This is a genomic window from Rubrimonas sp. (assembly GCF_036788415.1).
GTDB lineage: Bacteria > Pseudomonadota > Alphaproteobacteria > Rhodobacterales > Rhodobacteraceae > Rubrimonas.
In genome coordinates this window covers 1-3,337 of sequence record NZ_DAIQNN010000186.1, presented here as the reverse complement: position 1 = coordinate 3,337, position 3,337 = coordinate 1, and the positions used below count along the sequence as shown (strand labels likewise).

The window sequence follows — 3,337 nt, the reverse complement described above, 5'->3', positions numbered from 1 at the left end:
GACAGCTTCATGATCTACACCGAGCCCTTCGTCGTCACCGGCGGCGGCCCCGGCAGCGCGACGACGTTCCTCTCCATCGACCTCGTCAAGATGGCGCTCGGCCAGTTCGACCTCGGCCCGGCGGCGGCGTTCTCGCTGATGTATTTCCTCGTGATCCTGCTGATCAGCTGGGTGTTCTACACCGTGATGACCAATCTCGACCGCAAGGAGGGCGCGTGATGGCCGACGCCGCGATCGCCCGCGCGCAGGCGAAGGGGCTGACGCTTCCCGCCGTCAACCGCTCCGCATTGGTGATGGTCGTCTACATCTTGTTCCTGATGCTGCCGATCTACTGGCTCGTGAACATGAGCTTCAAGACGAACGCCGAAATCCTCGGCGCCTTCTCGCTCTGGCCGCAGCAACCCACGCTGCGCAACTACGCCGTGATCCTGACCGATCCGAGCTGGTACATGGGCTACGTCAACTCGCTGATCTACGTGGTGATGAACACCGTGATCAGCCTGACGGTGGCGCTGCCCGCGGCCTACGCCTTCAGCCGCTACAGCTTCATGGGCGACAAGCACCTGTTCTTCTGGCTGCTCACGAACCGCATGGCGCCGCCGGCGGTGTTCGCGCTGCCCTTCTTCCAGCTCTATTCCTCGGTCGGCCTGTTCGACACGCACATCGCCGTGGCGCTCGCCCACTGCCTGTTCAACGTGCCGCTGGCGGTGTGGATTCTCGAGGGCTTCATGCGCGGCGTGCCGCGCGAGATCGACGAGACGGCCTATATCGACGGCTATTCCTTCGGGCGCTTCTTCGTGAAGATCTTCATGCCGCTGATCGCGAGCGGCATCGGCGTGGCGGCCTTCTTCTGCTTCATGTTCAGTTGGGTCGAGCTGCTGCTCTCGCGCACGCTGACCTCCGTGAACGCCAAGCCCATCGCCGCCACGATGACCCGCACGGTCTCCGCCTCGGGCCTCGACTGGGGCGTGCTGGCGGCGGCGGGCGTGCTGACGATCATCCCCGGCGCGCTCGTGATCTGGTTCGTGCGCAACTACATCGCCAAGGGCTTCGCCCTGGGGAGGGTGTGATGGGGCCTATTGAAGAAAAGCTCTGGAAAAAATGGGAAAGTGAAATCCGGAAGCGTATAAAAGCGCTCCCATCCGGAAAGGAGTTTGAGATTAAAGAGCTTTTCAAGGCAGAGTGGGATACAGAGATTGTGAAAGGCGAGCGAAACGCCTTCGGTACTATGTTTCAGAAAGTCTTGAAGTCTCCTGATAAATTTGGTTCCTTTAAAGAAATTGAGGCTTTGGGTGTGAAAGAAGACGGCGATAATCACGAGCGCTACAGGAGGCTATGACCGATGGACTGGATGGCCTGGACCTGGCCCACCGCAGCCTTCTTCGCGATCATCGCGGCGCTTCTGGCGCTGTTCACCTTCCTCGCGATCCGCTTTCCCGAGACGCCGCGCACGGGCGTGCTGCGGATCGAGACCACGCGGGGCGACCGGCTGTTCATCACGCTGCTCGGCTCCGCCTTCGTCAACATCGCCTGGCTCGGCCTGACCGACCAGCCGCAATGGGGCGCGCTGATCGTCTGCGCGCTCTGGGCCGCAGCGGTGTTCCGCTGGGTCTGACCCCGAGACCGGACCGGGCTGGCCGCCCCGATCCGCACTTTCCACGGCCAAGAAACCGCAAGGGAGGACTGAGATGAAATTGAAGTTCCGAGACAGCACGGCGATGGGCCTCGCCCTCGCCTTGCTCGCAGGCCCGGCGCTCGCCGACATGAACGCCGCGCGCGCCTTCCTCGACGCCGAGATCGGCGAGCTGTCGGTGCTCGACCGCGCGGCGCAGGAAGCCGAGATGCAGTGGTTCATCGACGCCGCCCAGCCCTTCGCGGGCATGGACATCAAGGTGGTGTCCGAGACCATCACCACCCATGAATACGAGGCCAAGGTGCTCGCCCCGGCCTTCACCGCCATCACCGGCATCCGGGTCACCCACGACCTGATCGGCGAGGGCGACGTCGTCGAGAAGCTCCAGACGCAGATGCAGTCGGGCGAGAACATCTACGACGCCTACATCAACGACAGCGACCTGATCGGCACCCACTGGCGCTACCAGCAGGTGCGCAACCTGACCGACTGGATGGCCGGCGAAGGCGCCGACGTCACCAACCCCGATCTCGACGTCGCCGACTTCATCGGGACCTCCTTCACCACCGGCCCCGACGGCAAGCTCTACCAGCTGCCGACCCAGCAGTTCGCGAACCTCTACTGGTTCCGCTACGACTGGTTCAACGACGAGAAGAACAAGGCCGACTTCCAGGCGGCTTACGGCTACGAGCTGGGCGTCCCCGACAACTGGTCGGCCTATGAGGACATCGCCGAGTTCTTCACCGGCCGCGACCTCAGCCATCTGGGCGTGACCGGCCCGGTCTACGGCCACATGGATTACGGCAAGAAGGACCCCTCGCTCGGCTGGCGCTTCACCGACGCCTGGATGTCGATGGCCGGCATGGGCGACAAGGGCGAGCCGAACGGGCTGCCGGTCGACGAATGGGGCATCCGCGTCAACGAGAACAGCCAGCCGGTCGGCTCCTGCGTCGCCCGCGGCGGCGCCACCAACGGCCCCGCCGCCGTCTACGCGATCCAGAAATACGTCGACTGGCTGAAGGCCTACGCCCCGCCCGCCGCCGCCGGCATGACCTTCTCCGAGGCCGGCCCGATCCCGGCGCAGGGCAACGTCGCCCAGCAGATGTTCTGGTACACCGCCTTCACCGCCGACATGGTGGGCGAGGGCGCCAAGGCCGTGCTCGACGAGGACGGCATGCCCAAATGGCGCATGGCCCCGAGCCCGCACGGCGCCTATTGGGAAGAGGGGATGAAGGTCGGCTATCAGGACGCAGGCTCCTGGACGCTGATGCAGTCCACCCCCGTCGACCGCGCCAAGGCGGCCTGGCTCTACGCCCAGTTCGTCAGCTCCAAGACGGTGGACCTCAAGAAGTCGCACACCGGCCTGACTTTCGTGCGCGAGTCGACCATCCAGCATGACAGCTTCACCGAGCGCGCGCCCAAGCTCGGCGGTCTGGTCGAGTTCTACCGCTCGCCCGCCCGCGTCCGCTGGTCGCCGACGGGGACCAACGTGCCGGACTATCCCAAGCTCGCGCAGCTCTGGTGGCAGAACATCGGCGACGCGTCCTCCGGCGCGAAGTCGGCGCAGGAGGCGCTGGACGCGCTCTGCGAGCAGCAGGAGCGCGTTCTGGAGCGTCTCGAGCGCGCCGGCGTGCAGGGCGATCTGGGTCCGAAGCTGAACGAGCCGCGCGACGCCGCCTACTGGCTCGAACAGCCCGGCGCGCC

General features: G+C 65.1%; 4 protein-coding genes and 1 pseudogene. All 5 read left to right on the top strand.

Annotated features, from left to right (window positions below; all coding sequences use genetic code 11):
* Positions 1–219, top strand: a pseudogene (locus tag V7Q31_RS18195) (sugar ABC transporter permease); the annotation flags it as partial.
* Between the two features lie 74 nt (positions 220–293).
* Positions 294–1,070: a carbohydrate ABC transporter permease gene (locus V7Q31_RS18190; protein ID WP_442976744.1), complete on the top strand. Its 777-nt coding sequence runs from the start codon at positions 294–296 to the stop codon at positions 1,068–1,070.
* Positions 1,070–1,339: a DUF1413 domain-containing protein gene (locus V7Q31_RS18185; protein WP_333835259.1), complete on the top strand. Its 270-nt coding sequence runs from the start codon at positions 1,070–1,072 to the stop codon at positions 1,337–1,339. The genes V7Q31_RS18190 and V7Q31_RS18185 overlap by 1 nt, the downstream gene beginning before the upstream one ends.
* Positions 1,340–1,342: 3 nt before the next feature.
* Positions 1,343–1,615, top strand: a complete 273-nt coding sequence (locus tag V7Q31_RS18180) for a DUF2160 domain-containing protein (RefSeq protein WP_333835258.1) — start codon at positions 1,343–1,345, stop codon at positions 1,613–1,615.
* Between the two features lie 73 nt (positions 1,616–1,688).
* The coding region (locus V7Q31_RS18175; protein WP_333835257.1) for an ABC transporter substrate-binding protein at positions 1,689–3,337 on the top strand (1,649 nt) is incomplete at its 3' end.